This window comes from uncultured Paracoccus sp., assembly GCF_947487305.1.
Classification (GTDB): Bacteria; Pseudomonadota; Alphaproteobacteria; order Rhodobacterales; family Rhodobacteraceae; genus Paracoccus.
Window position 1 is genome coordinate 58,016 of record NZ_CANKWH010000015.1, and the last position, 15,821, is coordinate 73,836.

General features: G+C 57.7%; 14 protein-coding genes and 2 pseudogenes. 7 read left to right on the top strand and 9 right to left on the bottom strand.

What is annotated here, in order from left to right:
- The first annotated feature begins 86 nt into the window (after positions 1-86).
- From Q1A36_RS16340 to Q1A36_RS16355, 4 genes are all read left to right on the top strand, one after another.
- Entirely contained in the window at positions 87-1,112 is a 1,026-nt protein-coding gene (locus tag Q1A36_RS16340; RefSeq protein WP_299846409.1) for an SIR2 family protein, read from the top strand.
- Between the two features lie 9 nt (positions 1,113-1,121).
- A complete protein-coding gene (locus Q1A36_RS16345; RefSeq protein WP_299846411.1) occupies positions 1,122-2,867 on the top strand; it encodes an ATP-binding protein in 1,746 nt (581 codons plus the stop codon).
- A 197-nt stretch (positions 2,868-3,064) separates the two neighbouring features.
- On the top strand, positions 3,065-4,297 hold the full coding sequence (locus Q1A36_RS16350; RefSeq protein ID WP_299846413.1) for an ATP-binding protein: 1,233 nt from the start codon (positions 3,065-3,067) through the stop codon (positions 4,295-4,297).
- Positions 4,272-4,946, top strand: a complete 675-nt coding sequence (locus tag Q1A36_RS16355; RefSeq protein ID WP_299846415.1) for a hypothetical protein — start codon at positions 4,272-4,274, stop codon at positions 4,944-4,946. The genes Q1A36_RS16350 and Q1A36_RS16355 overlap by 26 nt, the downstream gene beginning before the upstream one ends.
- 184 nt (positions 4,947-5,130) lie before the next feature.
- On the opposite strand, the gene Q1A36_RS16360 is transcribed toward Q1A36_RS16355, so the two are convergent.
- Positions 5,131-5,631 carry a hypothetical protein gene (locus Q1A36_RS16360; RefSeq protein WP_299846417.1) on the bottom strand — a complete coding sequence of 167 codons (501 nt, stop codon included), beginning with the start codon at positions 5,629-5,631 and terminating at the stop codon, positions 5,131-5,133.
- A 200-nt stretch (positions 5,632-5,831) separates the two neighbouring features.
- Between Q1A36_RS16360 and istA the strand changes: the two genes are divergently transcribed.
- From istA to Q1A36_RS16375, 3 genes and pseudogenes are all read left to right on the top strand, one after another.
- Positions 5,832-7,286, top strand: coding sequence for an IS21-like element ISPve1 family transposase (gene istA, locus Q1A36_RS16365; RefSeq protein ID WP_244295116.1), 1,455 nt, complete (start codon positions 5,832-5,834; stop codon positions 7,284-7,286).
- Positions 7,283-8,038 carry an IS21-like element ISPve1 family helper ATPase IstB gene (gene istB / locus Q1A36_RS16370; RefSeq protein ID WP_116220987.1) on the top strand — a complete coding sequence of 252 codons (756 nt, stop codon included), beginning with the start codon at positions 7,283-7,285 and terminating at the stop codon, positions 8,036-8,038. Before istA ends, istB begins: the two co-directional genes overlap by 4 nt.
- Before the next feature lie 213 nt (positions 8,039-8,251).
- A pseudogene (locus Q1A36_RS16375) lies at positions 8,252-8,659 on the top strand (transposase); the annotation flags it as partial.
- Between the two features lie 277 nt (positions 8,660-8,936).
- On the opposite strand, the gene Q1A36_RS16380 reads toward Q1A36_RS16375, so the two are convergent.
- From Q1A36_RS16380 to Q1A36_RS16415, 8 genes and pseudogenes are all read right to left on the bottom strand, one after another.
- On the bottom strand, positions 8,937-9,620 hold the full coding sequence (locus tag Q1A36_RS16380) for a UPF0149 family protein (RefSeq protein ID WP_299846429.1): 684 nt from the start codon (positions 9,618-9,620) through the stop codon (positions 8,937-8,939).
- 104 nt (positions 9,621-9,724) lie between these two features.
- Positions 9,725-10,141: a hypothetical protein gene (locus Q1A36_RS16385; RefSeq protein ID WP_299846431.1), complete on the bottom strand. Its 417-nt coding sequence runs from the start codon at positions 10,139-10,141 to the stop codon at positions 9,725-9,727.
- Positions 10,134-10,403, bottom strand: a complete 270-nt coding sequence (locus Q1A36_RS16390; protein WP_299846433.1) for a type II toxin-antitoxin system Phd/YefM family antitoxin — start codon at positions 10,401-10,403, stop codon at positions 10,134-10,136. Before Q1A36_RS16390 ends, Q1A36_RS16385 begins: the two co-directional genes overlap by 8 nt.
- A gap of 154 nt (positions 10,404-10,557) precedes the next feature.
- Positions 10,558-10,976, bottom strand: a pseudogene (locus tag Q1A36_RS16395) (DNA-binding protein); the annotation flags it as partial.
- A 127-nt stretch (positions 10,977-11,103) separates the two neighbouring features.
- Positions 11,104-12,222 (bottom strand): helix-turn-helix domain-containing protein, encoded by a 1,119-nt coding sequence (locus tag Q1A36_RS16400; RefSeq protein ID WP_299846435.1) that lies wholly within the window; start codon positions 12,220-12,222, stop codon positions 11,104-11,106.
- A 150-nt stretch (positions 12,223-12,372) separates the two neighbouring features.
- Positions 12,373-13,314 carry a plasmid partitioning protein RepB gene (gene repB, locus Q1A36_RS16405; protein ID WP_299846437.1) on the bottom strand — a complete coding sequence of 314 codons (942 nt, stop codon included), beginning with the start codon at positions 13,312-13,314 and terminating at the stop codon, positions 12,373-12,375.
- A complete protein-coding gene (gene repA / locus Q1A36_RS16410; protein ID WP_299846439.1) occupies positions 13,304-14,449 on the bottom strand; it encodes a plasmid partitioning protein RepA in 1,146 nt (381 codons plus the stop codon). The genes repB and repA overlap by 11 nt, the downstream gene beginning before the upstream one ends.
- 291 nt (positions 14,450-14,740) lie before the next feature.
- Complete coding sequence (locus Q1A36_RS16415) at positions 14,741-15,625, bottom strand: recombinase family protein (protein WP_299846440.1); 885 nt, start codon at positions 15,623-15,625, stop codon at positions 14,741-14,743.
- Positions 15,626-15,821 lie beyond the last annotated feature (196 nt).

The following is a 15,821-nucleotide window of genomic DNA, read 5'->3' on the forward strand; positions in this document are numbered from 1 at the left end:
CACCTTCGCGTTGTGTAGCCAAATTGATGCTGGCATGGTTCAGTCGTTCCCAGTCCAAGCGCCATTATTGAAGAGTGAATAGACCTGTGAAACTCGAAGACCTCGCGAAGCAATGCCAGAGTTGTACACAGAAAAACCCGGTTATTGTGCTGGGGAGCGGTGCATCGATTCCGCATGGCATCCGCGGCATGGGTGACTTGGCAGTTTGGCTCCGCGATGGCGTGCAGGCGGACGAAGGGCCGGAAATCGATGCTTGGACACTAGTAAGAACCGCCATGGCGGCGGGCGATCACTTAGAAGCCGCGCTAGAAAACAAGGCGTTGCCCGACTCGCTGGTCGTAAAGATTGTCCGGAGCACCTGGGATTTTATCGCTCAAGATGACTATCGCCTCCTCAAGTCAGCGATAAAGACCGAGACAATCTTTCCGCTCCGCTCCCTGTTCACTGGATTGTTCCGAAGTACAAACCGCAACATCCATGTTGTAACCACAAACTATGACCGCGTCGCCGAGTATGCCACTGACACAGGTGGCTACATACACAACACAGGGTTTCTTCCGGGCTATCTGCGTCGCACCGATGGGGCGGAAAATCTGATATTCAAACAGGGAGCGAATCTGGCTCGGACGGTGACGGTCTGGAAAGTTCATGGTTCTCTCGACTGGTTTTCAGACCCGCACGGGGGCGTGATGTCTCTGCCAATGACGAGTGAACTGCCGGAGGGCTTAGTGCCGCTGATCGTCACGCCCGGCGTCAGCAAGTATCAGCGGACGCATGACGAGCCCTTTCGAAGCGCGATTCAAGGCGCTGATCGTGTGCTGAGTACCGCTAGCGCATTTATCTGCATTGGTTACGGTTTCCGCGACAGCCATATTCATCCGAAGCTGATCAATCGATGCCGTGTGCATGACGCACCCATCCTAGTTGCAGCGCGCACTTTAACACCTGAAGCGAAGGACTTTCTAAAGAACAACGCCGGACGTCACTACCTCGCGCTTGAGAACCACGTTGATGGGACGATGGTTTACAATCGCGACAACCCGGACGGTGCTGTTGTTGCCGGAGGCAAGTTTTGGGAGTTGCCTGCATTGAACGAATTGATTGGGTTTTAGGAGCAAGAGTTGGGCATTCTCGATTTCAACGATGATGAAAGTCTTGGCAAAATTATTGCCGTGGATACTGCCACAGTAACGGTGCGTGTCGATCAACTTGAACGCCTCAAACGGATTCAGGTCAATCGGTTGACGGCAATAAGAAGCTCGAAAGCTGGGCAACACTTGATCGGGATTGTCTCGCGCATAACGCGTAAGGCAGGTGACGAAGCGGCCATAGATGGGGCTGAAGAGGACCTGGAAGCCGCGCTCCCAGAGAACAACCTTGTGCGGATCGCGCTTATCGGAACGCTCGTAGACAAGGAAGGACTGAAAGAGAACGTCTTCAAGCGCACTCTGGAAACTGTGCCCGAAATCGATGCAGATTGCTTCTCTCTAGAGGGTCAACGCTTGACAGACTTCATGCAGGTGATTTCGCAGGTTTCCGGGGACGGTCCGCAGCTTGATCTTGGTCGCTATGCGCTGGATGAGGATGCGCGGGCCTTCCTGAACGGCAATCGTCTTTTTCAGCGCCATGCGATCGTTGTCGGTAGTACTGGTAGCGGAAAGTCCTATACAACTGCAAGGCTTCTGGATCAAATTGCCGAGCTTCCGCAAGCCAATGTGATTTTGTTCGATATCCATGGCGAATACCAGACTCTGGATAGCGATGAGTTCCGTCATTTCCGAATCGCTGGGCCGGGCGACATTGGACAGGATCGCGGACTGACCGATGGTATTCTGCATCTACCATTCTGGCTTTTGGGATACGAGGCTTTGGTAGCCTTGTTCGTTGATCGGTCCGATCAAAACGCGCCAAACCAAGCAATGCTAATGACGCGCTGCATCACCGATGCAAAGCGCATGATGCTCAACCCGGAACAGCACGCCGATATTCTGGCTAATTTTACCATCGATAGTCCGGTGCCATTTAGTATTGATACAGTTTATCAGGAGCTTTCAAACCTGAATGAACAGATGGTACCGGGCGCGAACAATAAAGAGAAACAGGGGCCTTACTTCGACAAGCTGAGCCGTTTGATAGCACGATTTGAAGCCAAGCGAAATGATCGCCGTCTCGGGTTCATATTCCAACCGCCAGAAGCATGCATGGATATGGCTTGGCTGTCGCAAGTCACGCACTTACTGATCAGCGGGCGCGGATCACAAGAGGATGGCAAGGGTGGGGTCAAGATCATCAATTTCTCGGAAGTGCCGTCCGACATACTTCCGCTCATGGTCAGTCTGATCGCTCGGCTGATTTTCACCGTGAGCCAGTGGACGCCACCGGACAGCCGTCATCCTATCGCATTGTTCTGCGATGAGGCGCATTTGTATATCCCGGAGCGGGCATCGTCAGAGTCAGCCGATGAGATTTCGGTCGGGATTTTCGAGCGGATTGCCAAAGAGGGGCGGAAGTATGGGGTCGGGCTGGTGGTCATCAGTCAGAGACCGTCCGAGGTCAACCGCACTGTCCTCAGTCAATGCAACAATGTTATCGCTATGCGACTGACGAACGGGGATGATCAAGCCGTCATCAAACGGCTGCTGCCTGACAGCCTCGGAGGTTTTGGTGATCTCCTTCCGGTCCTCGATATCGGCGAAGCATTGGTGGTTGGTGATGCCAGCTTGCTACCGACACGGGTGGTCGTGTCTGCGCCGCGCTTCAAGCCCAATAGCGCTACCGTCGACTTCTGGGATCGTTGGCGTGATGCTGAACCGGTCGCGGGAACAGAAGATGCCGTCCTCTCTTGGCGGAGACAGAGCAATTACTAGTTCCGGGAGCAGGGACCACGGCTCATGGTTGATATCGTGTTTTCGAAAGGGGACAGCAGCATAATCTAAGAAGCGCGAAGTGAATGTCCGAAATGTCGTCGGTCAGTTGGCTGCTTCTCATTCAAAGTGAATGGACGTCGTTACTGTTGGAAAATCTTAGGCTTTGGGGCGAGAAATAATATGCGCGGTAGAAATTAATGGCGACATTGCGCGATATTGAAATATCTGATCGCAAACGCGAAGAATCTGTCGCGATACTGGTTGGTCCGAATGGATCCGGAAAAAGCACATTCCTTCGGGCTTTAGCAGAGTCTTACCGCCATGAGAACGTTATCGCCGTATCGAACACGCCTCATGACCGGTTCGCTCGGATGCGAGGGATTCGGCGTATTTCCGCCGGTCGGCCCGATCATACGCCACCCAATATTGTGAAGCGCGCGCTCGCACGTTCGCTCGATGCAGACGACTCCTCGTTCCATCAGATCAGCGCGATCATGGGTTATTGTGGCTATGCCCCGCGCTTCGGATTCCTGATCAAGAAGGCCAAACACTACGGATCGTCTTTCGACGATCTGCGATGGAATTTAGATGGTGCCAGCAGCGCAACCGCCGATGAACAAATGACATGGGATAGCGATCCGGAGCACGATGAGCAACTGCGTCGCGCACTCGCCTTCCTTAGTCGTCACGATCCTGGGGAGTTCGTCTGGATCGACGCCACCGGCTCCGTGTTCGAGTTCAGCCTAGCACGAGAATTTGTTGTCGTGCTGCGCTGTGAGGCAATCCTCCGCCGCCTTGAGGTCATCGGTCCTATAGAGGTAATGCTCCAGCGAAACGATCCTTACCTTACGGTAATCGAGATGCATCTGGCTAGTTCGGGTCAGCTTGCGCTGATTTCGTCGCTACTGTTCCTTATTACCGAGGCTGGCAGCAGTGCCATTATCCTCGTCGACGAACCAGAGAACAGCCTTCATCCAAGCTGGCAGCGCGCATATGTAGACAATCTGATGGCCGCCATGACATATCGTGACGCCACCATCGTAGTAGCCACTCATGCACCATTGGTGGTCACCGGTGCACTTAGTGAAGCTCCCGACAAGGTATCGGTGTTCCGCATGCAGGGCGGCAAGCCCGCTCGCCTTCAAATCGACACCTCGGCTGAGCCGAGCAGTATAGAGGAGATACTTTGGAAGGCTTTTGAGGTCGTCACGCCTGCCAATCACTTTGTTAGCGAAGAAATCATCGATGCGATCTCGCGCTTCGAGGAAGACAAGATCGATAAGAAAGAGGTTCTTAGGCTGATCAACGCATTCGAGAAGCATAGCTTCGAAGATAAGCAGCGACGTTTTTTCGATGCTGTGCGCAAGCTTGTAGAGAAGGTTGAACGGACGAAGGCTAGTATTGATGGCGGAGAAGATGGTTTTGCCTGATCCATACCAGCCTAGTCTCGACACTTGCGTATTTACCGACGACGAAGAGGCAGCGATCGCCAATGCGCTTGCGACGGAGAAGCCTTGGGATTGGAGGCCAGGGGGGGCGGAAGAAGAGAGTCTTCGTTCTGCTAAGGCCAAGATCCGCGATTGTCATCTAGCGCGCCATGGTGACCGATGCTGCTACTGCCGATTTCCATTACATGGTGGCGGACATTTTATCGTCGACCCCGAGCATGTCTTGCCCAAGTCCAACAACACCTATCGCCCTCTTGCTTACGCTGTCTGGAATCTCGGAATCTCATGCAAGCGCTGCAATATGCAATACAAGGGTGCAAAAATAGATTTCGTGGTCGACGCAGTCAACGACGCAGCATTCCAAGATAGCGCCAACTATCGTCTGATTCATCCAAACTTCGACTCCTACAAAGACCACATTTCGATCAGCATGGCGATGAACGACGATACGACCCTTATTAAATATACGACGCACCAGGGAAGTGAGAAAGGCTCATACACCTACGACTATTTTAATCTGCGGGAGCGTGAGGTCGGTACCTTTGATGCTGCGCAGGGTCGCGATGTTCCTGACGAGCTCGGGAATGGTGCACGGGAGGCGCGGGAACTTGCACGCGAGTATGGCCAGTAGAGCGACAACTGGTTGCTGCCCTCTGGGGTGGGGCCGCCGGCCGTGCTGCGTCCGGTAGGACCGACTGGCTTACCCAGTTGCTGCGCCGTGCCTGAACGGCCGTTTTGGCGACAGGTGCCGGGAGGGCCGACCGTCAGCTTTTGGCCGAGCTCTTGAATGCGCGAGGTGTTGCCCGTGCGACAGTCTAGGTATCATTGAGCTGCGGAGCTGCCGCTGCGCCTTTGGCCGAGGCAGAGCCGGTCACATGCCGCAGCTGGGGGACCAGCGGGCCGGCGCCGCGAAGATGGGGCATACGCCAGACGAGCTTACCCGACCTGCTTTTCATATGGTGTCCCCTAACCCAATGGGTCCTTCGCGGGATGCCTTCACGCGCGTCAGTCGCCATATCGGCCTTCATCGCCTCGACCTGACCGCGGCCGGACTTGCCCAAGGCGATCTTCGTGATGAGCGTAGCAGGAAGAACTTTGCCGGACCTCTCGGCCTGACGTCTTTTGTGCCTGGGGTGGAGCGAGACCTGCTGAACCTCCAGCATGCCATCGTGACGCAGCAGGGTGGCGATCGCGACGGCAGCCCCGAGGAAGTTCCGGTTCATGGCGAGTTCGTCCTCGATCATGCCATCCGGAACCGGCATGCCGACAGCTTCGAAAAGTCCGCGAGTGGGCGTCGAGACGACCTCGACCTTCATTCCGCTGGTGACCATGCAGCAGGTGCTTGGGCCGACGGTGAGAATGGCGGTGCGAAATTAGTCCACGTTAGCGGCGGCATGGTGCTGCTGCGGGCGGCGTAAAAGTCGTCCACCTTTTCCCTTTCTGCGGCTGCAGGGAGGATGGGAGGATCTACAGCGTGGAACTCTATCTCAAGGTTCGTCAGGCCTGTGCTGCTGGTATGAGCCAGCGTCAGGCGGCGACGACATTCAACATATCGCGCGACACGGTCGCAAAGATGATGACGTTCTCGGTTCCTCCGGGCTACCGGCGGACGGCCGAGGTCAGGCGCCCGAAGCTCGATCCGTTCATCCCGATCATCGAGGGTTGGCTGGAGGCGGACCGGACCATGCCGCGCAAGCAGCGGCATACGGCGAAGCGTGTGTTTGACCGTCTGCGCGAAGAATGCGGTTTCACCGGCGGCTACACGATCATCAAGGATTATATCCGGGAACGTGAGCGGCGGGGCCAGGAGGTGTTCGTGCCGCTGGCGCATCCCCCAGGACACGCGCAGGCCGACTTCGGCGAGGCAATGGTTCGGATCGGAGGTGTCGAACAGAAGGCGCATTTCTTCGTGCTGGACTTGCCGCATAGCGACGCCTGCTACGTCCGTGCCTATCCGGCGGCGGTTGCCGAGGCCTGGGTGGACGGTCATGTCCATGCCTTTGCCTTTTTTGGGGCGGTTCCGCAGTCGATCGTCTACGACAATGACCGCTGCCTGGTGGCGAAGATCCTGCCGGATGGCACCCGCAAGCGGGCGGCGCTGTTCAGCGGGTTTCTGTCGCATTACCTGATCCGGGATCGCTATGGCCGCCCTGGCAAGGGGAACGACAAAGGCAATGTCGAAGGCCTGGTGGGCTATTGCCGCCGCAACTTCATGGTGCCGATGCCTGAGTTCGCCAGTTGGGAAGAATTCAACCTCTGGCTGGAGGAGCGCTGTAAGCGGCGTCAGCACGATGTCCTTCGCGGCGAGAGCGAAACGATCGGCGAGCGACTGCAGCGCGATCTCGCCGCGATGCGCCCGCTCCCGGCGGCGCCCTTTGATGCCTGCGATCAGGCGACCGGCCGCGTGTCGTCGCAATCGCTGGTGCGCTACAAGACCAACGATTACTCGGTGCCCGTCGCCTACGGCCATCAGGATGTCTGGATCCGGGGCTATATCCATGAGGTGGTGATCGGCTGCCGGGGCGAAGTGATCGCCCGCCATCCCCGGTGCTGGGATCGCGACGAGATCGTCTTCGACCCGCTCCATTACCTTCCGCTGATCGAGCAGAAGATCAATGCGTTGGATCAGGCGGCACCATTGCAGGACTGGGACCTGCCAGAGGAGTTCGCCACCCTGCGCCGGCTGATGGAGGCACGGATGAACCGGCACGGCCGACGCGAATATGTCCAGGTCCTGCGGCTTCTGGAAACCTTCGATCTGGCCGATCTGCATGCGGCCGTGAGGCAGGCGCTGCAGATGGGGGCGATCGGCTTCGATGCGGTGAAGCATCTCTTGTTGTGCCGGGTGGAGCGCCGGCCACCCCGGCTGGATCTGGACTGCTATCCCTACCTGCCCAGGGCAACGGTCGAGAAGACCGAGGCCCGCTCCTACATGCGGCTGCTGTCTGTCAATGCGGAGGGCGTGGCATGAGCGACGCCCCGGAAATCCTGCTTGCCCATCACCTCAAGGCGCTGAAACTGCCGACCTTCCTGCGAGAACACCAGAAACTGGCCCGGCAATGTGCGGCGGAAGGCGTGGACCATGTCCGATATCTCGCCCGGCTCGTCGAACTGGAACTGATCGACCGGGAACGGCGGATGGTCGAGCGGCGCATCAAGGCCGCCAGGTTCCCGGCCGTCAAAAGCCTGGACAGCTTCGACTTCACGGCCATCCCGAAGCTCAACAAGATGCAGGTGCTGGAACTGGCCCGGTGCGAATGGATCGAGCGGCGCGAGAACATTATTGCTCTCGGCCCCAGTGGCACGGGCAAGACGCACATCTCGCTCGGCCTTGGTCTGGCCGCCTGCCAGAAGGGCCTGTCCGTCGGCTTCACCACCGCCGCGGCCCTGGTCAGCGAGATGATGGAGGCCCGCGACGAGCGCCGCCTGCTGCGCTTCCAGAAGCAGATGGCAGGATACAAGCTGCTCATCATCGATGAACTCGGCTTCGTGCCGCTGTCGAAGACCGGCGCCGAGCTGCTGTTCGAACTGATCTCGCAACGCTACGAGCGCGGATCGACCCTGATCACCAGCAATCTGCCTTTTGACGAATGGACCGAGACATTCGGCTCCGAACGCCTCACCGGCGCGCTTCTCGACAGGCTGACCCACCACGTCAGCATTCTCGAAATGAATGGCCAGAGCTATCGTCTCGCCCAAAGCCGCGCCCGAAAGGCCGGCTGACCCCTTTCAAAAAATACCAACGGCACAAGCACGGAACTCTGGTCGGGCTACGCCCTCCCGACGTTCCGTGCTTGTGCCGCTAACTGGCAGACTTTTGCGCCGCCGCGTGGCCGGGTTTTACTCCGCCGTTGACACCTGTTGCCGCTGCTCTCGGTGCATGACCATGTCTGCGGAAAGCTTGAAGGCCTGGATCGGCAGATCCGGGAGAGGGCGAGAACGGACGAAACGACACGGCGGTTGATGACCGTGCCCGGCATCGGCGTGGTGAAGGCGCTGACCTTCCGGCACACGATCGATGATCCCTCACGGTTTCGAAGCGCTGCTTCGGTCGGGGCCTATCTCGGCCTTACACCGAGGCGAAGGCAGTCGGGCGAGATGGACACCACCGGCCACGTATCGCGATGGGGTGACCGCCTGCTGCGCGCTTATCTCTTCGAGGCCGCCAGCGTGCTGCTGCATAGAACGAAGCGCTGGTGCGCACTGAAGGCTTGGGGACTGCGGCTGGCGAAGCGAAATGGGATGAAGAAGGCGCAGGTTGCGGTGGCGCGGAAGCTCGCCGTCATCCTGCACTGTATCTGGGTCGATGGCACCTCGTTCGAATGGGGGAAAGAGCCGGCCTGACCCTCGCCACGACCTCGAGATCGCGGGCCTGACGCCAGACCTGTGATGTCCCGCCGGGACGGTGGTTGTGGTGACCTCGTTCAATCGGCTGCGGTCTGAAGAACCGCGCTGCGCACGTTGAGGCGCCCGGCCCGAACATCATCATGAGGCCATGACCCCGGCAAGGACAGAAAACAGACTTGACCCAGACACGCAATTAAAGGGCCGATTGACAGTCCGGCCCCAGATCAAGTGGTTTTCCATGGCATTCGCGGCCTCGTCCGACTGCTGACAGCGGTTAGTTCCAACCACAACATTGCTTGTATTTTCGGCCCGACCCACAGTAGCAGGGATCGTTGCGTCCTGGCCGCGGACCGGCCGTGAACGGTGCCTCTGAACGGTTAGCGGGCTCCGTGCGAACCAGTTCCGAACGGGACTGAGAGAGTATTGTAGCAACGCAGTTCGGGATCAGATCGGGGGCTTCGAGGTCGATTTCGTCGATCTCCTCATCCGTGAACTTACTGTGGCCCGTGTATATATCCTGAAGCGCCATCATGAAGATCATCGTCGTTCGCGTTTCTTCGTCGGCCTGACTGAGCAGTTGTTCCCAAGCTATAGGTCTTAGCGCCATGGCGCGAGTGAAGCCATCTATCCAAGGCTCCCACATTACCTCATCACTGTTAGGATCAACCTCGTAGATGGGTTCGATCCAAAGCGAGCGAGTCATCGCCTCCGCAACCGAATTGTAGTGAGCCATGACCGCACTGATCGTGACTTCTGCGGTTTTCTGATCGGGAAAGTTTGCCTCACCTGTTTCACCCCAGACACGGGAAATCCATTCAGAGGGCGGAATGATATCCGGGCAGGCAAGAACACCGACCAAGTAGCCATCAAGCTCGCTAAGCGTCATGGGCATGTTCTCGACGGGCAGCGCATGCAACAGCGCGCCGAGTCGATCAAGTGTCTGGTCGGACTGCTCCATAAACTAGCTCCCAGCATTGCTCTGAACGTTTACTCTGTGCAAAGCTAACCCGCAATCCATTCGAATGTCCTGTGGTAAAGCTGCGGCGCGGCGATTGATCGAGATTACTTCAGCCGATCAACAACCGATGCCCCGCCCGATCTGGCAAGCGCGAAGAGGCTGGACTGGATCTTGGATATGAAGACGGAACTGAACGTGCCGATGGGTGTGCGGTCCTCCCAGACATAGGACCGCTCCAGAATATCGGTGTTAATCTCGTCCAGCATCACCCATTTGCGGACATGGGTCTCTAGCCCCACGCGCTGCGATTCGATCTGGGGCACCTCGATGAATTTGCGCGAGGCCAAGGGCGGCTGCGTCGTGATCGGCAGGATGAACACCACGGTCTCGCTATCGGACTTGGCGACAGTGACGGCGATACAGACCGGCCGCGTCTTGCGGCCCTCAGTCTCGCCCGCCATCTGTTCGCGCTTCCACAGAAACGGATAGCGGAAAACCTCTCCAACACGCGGCTTAGTCATCTGCCTTCGTCAAGTCCCGCTCGAGCCCTTCTATCATCAGCGCCTTGAGATCCTCTGGCATCTCGTCGATCATGTGAGCCTGTTGGGTGGCGCCCCGTTTTAGGCTTTGATATTGATCCATGCTCATCAGCACGAATTTCGGCTTGCGGTGCTTTGTGATCGCAATCGGCGAGCGAATGGCCGCATCAAACAGGTCACTGGTGTGCCGCGTCAGGTCGGCCGCCTTGAACTCGGGAAGCTCTTGCATGATCTGGGTCTCCATTTGTTCAGAATATACATACATTCTAGATATTCTGCAAGAGATGGGTTGAGCTCTCCCATGTGTCATCCGAACCGCCGCACGGTCTCAGTGTAGGTGTACTAACTGGCGGTGATGTCGTTCTCGATGGGCTCTTCCGAGGTCAGTGGTCGTATCCGCGACCCTTCGCGCATAGGGTTACTAAATCACGGAACTGGTCGAGAGGATGCTGAGCTACGCGCTGAATGTTCTCGGCAAGTAAGTCGTGCTCGGAGAGGATACCGGACGCAGCATCTCGCAAGATGCCTGGGATTGGCGCGGTTTTCGTTAGCTGCTTCTGCTTCACAAGCAGGGACAGCGCCTGGAAGCGACGGCCATCCACCGAGCTCTCGAACATCTTAGCCGGCGCTCTTGGGCATTGAGGACGGGCCGGACGTTCAGGCTCTGCTGCAGCCCGAGCCGCGCGATGTCTTCTGACAGTTTCGCGACCGAAATACCGGTATCGATGCGACGGACGTTGGACTGGCGTAACACAAGTTTGTCGAAGGGGATATCCCGCGACGGGGGCTGTGTTACGTTCTGGGCAACTGTCGCTATCAGAACTTCTACACGACTGGCGTCGGAAGCCAATGTGCCGATCTCACTTTCGGTCACGCCGCAAACTCCTAACCTTGCGCTCTGATCGGCGTTCTTGACCGCGGTCAAGAATTGTAATGTGCACAATCTATGCTCGTACAACCGTTTCAAAGTATGCCTCCGGTTGCCTGATCGCGTCTGCCTTCCCTAGTAGATAATCGAGGATAATGAGTAGCTTCGCTGCGCCGACGTTCTGCAGACCACGCGCGAGCTTTTCTTGGCGTATTCTAAGCAATTTACCGATGTCGAAGAGAATGCGGTTCAGGGCTTCGCCTGTTTGGGGTGCTGTTGGAAAGAAGTCTGAAACATGTGTGAAATCCGCCCAAGCCATTTGTCGTGGCTCGCGGTTTATGAGTCGTGTTGCAGGGTTTCGGTTATCATCAGGCTTTTCTGCAGAGTGCCCTATCTTATTAAGTTCTTTTTTTATGGACTCTATTTGCCGGACATTTTGACCGTTTCTGGCGGTCATTCCGCGTGACTGTGAGCACTCGCTTCTGTCTTGTTGAGCCTGCTCTTGGGCGTCGGCACGAGTTGTTTGGGAGTGGGAATTCTCTCCGTAGCTTGCAGTGGTGTTCGCTCCCATCTTGCGTAGATCAATGATTATGCGCAATACCGCCTCTGCAGTGAGGGTGGCGCGGCGTAGGATGGTTTTTATCGTTTCGAGTGTGGACAACCTATCCGGATCGAGGTGCTCATCTTGAAGTAGCGATGCACGCAAGGCCAATGCTTCTGCTTTGAGCGACCGTAAGTGTTCACGCTCTTCCGCCATCTTTGACGCCCTGGCTGCCAAGGCATCAAAATTTTGGATCAGAGGGTCCAGGGCAATGCCGAACGCGTCCCTGATGACGCCTCCGTAACGGAGGGGGAAGCGCTTACCGTTTGCAGAGCGTTTCCGTTTGATAAGGCCTGCAGCTTCAAGGCGGCCCAAGGAGCGACGGAGAGTTCTTTCATCGATCCCATTGGCACGTTCAGACAAGGACACGTTTGAGGGAAAGACAATCGTTAAGGCAGAGCGTCTTGCGTTTTGGCTGTCGTTCCGCTCGCGCGGAAGGAAGCTGATCAACGCGGTCAGCACGGCGACGTCGTTGCTTGTTAGGCCGAGGTCTTTTCGGAGGATGCGTACCGGTCCCAGAAGCTCATACAGGTTGGAGCAGGCAACGGATGATCGTTCCGCCAAGGCGGTTCGCGTTTGGGTTACATGTCTCATGGTGTTTCGGAAGAAAAAGCTTCCCCGTTCACCGCGAGCGGTGTTGAACTTGATTCGTTTTGGGGGTATCAATCAGGTGTCGAGACTGATTGAGGCCCTTCGGAAGCACCGCTTTCGGGGGGTCTTTCCTTTTCTAGCCGGTCCTCCTTTCTACTTCTGCTCGTTGCTCTTGATGTCTTGACCGCGGTCAAGAAGCTCGCCGATCAACTTCCGGATCGCGTCTTCAATACGTGGGGCAAGATCAGCGTCCACGTCGATGGTGATGCGGTTGCCCTTGCGGCCAATCTTCACGCGCTCACCTGGATCAACCTTGGGAGCGGTTGTTTTTGTGGCCGTGAGGAGGGTAACCGCTGCTTCGAGCCGGCCTGGACCCGACAAGTTACGCGGGATATCGCGGGCAACTTCTTTGGCCCGTGCGATATCTTTCTCGCAAAGTCTGAAGAGCTTTTCCCAAACCCGCCGACCAACGCCGTGTGCAGGACCTATAGCGTGGATCAGCTCTATCGGAATGCCGTTGGCGATGCGGTTCATCCGCGAGACGAGAGATTCGTCGATTTGAAGCGCCCGAAAGGCAATGGTCTGGGCGTTCTTTCGTGTCTCATCTGTTTTCCCAAGCTCACGAATGATGCCGGCGACGAACAGAGCCCTCTCGATAAACGATGGGTCTTGGCGGGCGTTGTTCTCGACGCCTTGGGCGATCAGTGCTTCCTCGTCGGTCATATCCATGACCGTCGCGCGGACCTTCCGACCAAGTTCTCGACAAGCGAGCAACCTGCGGCGTCCGTAGACGATTTCGAATGCACCGTCCTCGGTTCGGCGGACGAGAACTGGAACCTTTTGCCCGTGCTCTTGGATCGAGGAGATGAGTTCCTCGAGGCCATAGGTCGGATCGATACGGTCCATGACCGCGGACATCCGAACATTGCTCGGATCGATCAGGCGCGTGGAGTGTTTATCTTCCTCGAGCACGGATGCGTGCGCACGAGCGACAGTCGGGCTCGTGCGCTTGAGATCGAGATTCGCACTGTCATCCGGCGTCGTCGCGTTGCCCATCGCGTTCTTGAGTGAGTCTCCGAAGACCTTACGCGCCATGGCTACGCCCCCATGCCTTGAGGATTTCACGTTCGACTTCGTCGGTCACGCGCGACACGGATTCGATCGCGCGCTCGTAAGTTCTGCGGTTAACGTCGCGAGGTTCGACCTCAAAGATGCTTTGCTGGGTGTTAGCGGCATCACCTACCGCTGTCGACTTCAGGAACTCGGCCGGGAGGACCGCATCGCCAAGAACCGTCCGGAGCAGCGACGAGATCTGGACCTGTGGACCGTCGGTGTTCTCGTAGCGGGTGATCAGCACCCGCACGAAGTTCAGGCCGTGTTCGAGAGCATGCGCCTCGACGACGCCCATCAGGTTGCTCGCCATGCCGAGAAAGCTTGCCAGCGACATGACATCCAGCATTGAGGCGTTGAGCGGGATCAGGACACCGGTCGACGCAAAGAGGGCAGAGATCACCGAGAAGTTCAGCTGCGGCGGAGTGTCGAAGATCACCACATCATATCGGGTCAGGACCGGCTCAAGCGCTTCATGGATCCGGCTGTGGAACGTGGTGGCGCCGTGTCGGAAACTCAATGCGACTTCGAACTCGTACTCCATGATGTCCATGGAAGCTGGGATTAGATCGACGGTCGGGAAGTTCGTTTTTCGAATAATATCGGAGGCGGGTAGGGGCCCCTCGGACCGGATCAGATCGTAGGAGGTCAGCATGTCCGGATCGAGTTCAGGGGTAATACCGAACAGGTTTGTCAGACTTGCCTGACTGTCGAGGTCGATCAGCAAGACGCGATAGCCGCGAAGACCCAGAAGCTGCCCAATATGCGCAACGGTCGACGTTTTTGCCGATCCGCCTTTCAGGTTGAAGATCGTCATGACCTGGCAAGGTTCGCCGGCTCTTCTGTGAGGGTGCTCATCGGGCTTGATCCTGCCCGTCTCAAGAAGGACGCGTTGGGCCACAACCATTTCCTCGGCAGAGAAGCTGCGACGGTTGCCGCCCTCAAGGATGCCTTCGGGAAAGCCCTCAAGGTTTGACACATGATGGCGGAAGGTGTTTTGATTGATTCGAAGCAGCCCGGCTGCTTCCCGCATCGAGAAGCGGCGGAGGCCCTTTTGGGCGTCCGGCGGGAATGTTTCTTGAGCATGTTCACGCAACCGACTGCCGAGCCGCTTGGACATGACGTCGAATCTTTGGGAGGCCCGTATCCCGTTCATCGCTGCCCTCAAGTCATTATTGTTTTTCAGAACATAACAGTTTCTGTGGATAAATCCAGCCCAAACCGTTGAGCGGGCTAGGGGCGTTGAGGGGCGGATTTCTGACGAGAGAAAAGCATTAAGTATCAGCGACTTGAGTAACCTGGTTCTTTGATCAATTCAACAGTTCGTAGCGCTTGCGGCGATGGACACAAGATGTATTTCACACGCGTACAGAACCTTGATTTCAGAATCGCGCGGCCGGTTCCCGCAGCTTCACTCGAGTAGCCCCAGTTTCTCTGCCCGCTCCAGCAGCAGCTTCACGGATGATGGCTGCCAGCTTGTCCGCCCGCGGGGGGTGCGCTCGCGCATCGCTTCCAGCCGGGTGCAGATCGCCTGCAGCGTGATGTCAGGATCCGCGCCCTTGATGGCGGCGACGATGGTCGGCAGACGGTCGTCCGTTTCGCGCCGCCGGGCGCGGGCAAGCACGCTCTCGGGCAGGAAGCCGTCGCGGACATAAGCGGTCACGGCGCGCAACAGGCGGCCTTGCGTCCAGCGCCGCGTCTCGGGAAGAGGGCCGTTGATGATCCGCAGCACGTCTTCCCAGGCCATATCGGGCCGCAGGCGGCGCACCGAAGGCACCCAATCCTGCGCAGTCTCCCCCAATCGCTCCATATAGCCGTCCTGGCGCGCCAGCCGCACCTTGCATAGCGCTGCCGGATCGCGGGAGCGCAAGCCCGGGTTCCCACCGATCCGGCCCTTGCTGCGGGCTGAGGCCAGCCCCGCCCTGGTACGTTCGCGGATGAGCGCGCGTTCGAACTCGGCAGCCGCGCCCAGCACCTGCAGGGTAAATTTGCCCTGCGGCGAGGATGTGTCGATCGGATCGGTCAGCGAGCGGAAGAAGGCGCCCCTGGCCTCCAGCCGCTCGATCACCTCCAAAAGATGCGAAAGGGATCGCGCCAGCCGGTCGATGCGCACGACAACCAGCGTATCACCCTTGCCGATCCGGTCCAGCACGCCGGCGAGCACGGGCCGCGCGCGGCTTCCGCCCGAGGCCTGCTCTTCATGGATTTCGGCGCATCCTGCGGACTTCAAGGCCTGCGACTGGGGCAGGGGTGTCTGATCTTCAGTCGAGACGCGGGCATAGCCGATCAGTGGCACGAGGCAGGGGCCTGTTTTACAGTTCCAGATGTCACAACTAAACGATCGTTTGTAAACGGATGCAAGAGCGTGCTCTGTGGTGCGGTTCGTCGCATTTCCCTTGGTTTGTGTACAGCGAACGCGATCAGGGAGATCTCGCAGCACAGCGCGCACGCGTGCTATCTAAGGAGTGCAGACGCAGCCAGAGAAAACCCTT